The sequence below is a fragment of the Shewanella electrica genome (assembly GCF_022321485.1).
Classification (GTDB): domain Bacteria; phylum Pseudomonadota; class Gammaproteobacteria; order Enterobacterales; family Shewanellaceae; genus Shewanella; species Shewanella electrica.
Genome location: NZ_JAKOGG010000579.1, coordinates 1 through 249 on the forward strand (window position 1 = coordinate 1; position 249 = coordinate 249).

Here is a 249-nt window from a genome sequence, read left to right on the forward strand (position 1 = left end):
CCCCCGTTGTCTTGTGTGTGGCTTCTCGAACCACTGAGAAAGTGCCGGCTCCTAACTCTTTACCGAGTTTATAAATGTCTGCAAAGCGTTTACCACTTTCATGAGCTGCAATCTCCTCAAACTGTACGGCGGGTGGCGGTGGAGGCACCAGGAAGCGCACGATGCGCTCAGCGCCGCTGGTGCTCACGAGAATTTCACGAATCTTTTCAAAACTCCACGAAGTTGTAGCGTCCGTAAAGTCGTGCGCAT

1 protein-coding gene is annotated in these 249 nt (G+C 52.6%); it reads right to left on the bottom strand.

Features of this window, described 5'->3' with window-relative positions:
* On the bottom strand, positions 1–249 hold a 249-nt coding region (locus L9G74_RS21500), incomplete at both ends, for a hypothetical protein (protein WP_238898866.1).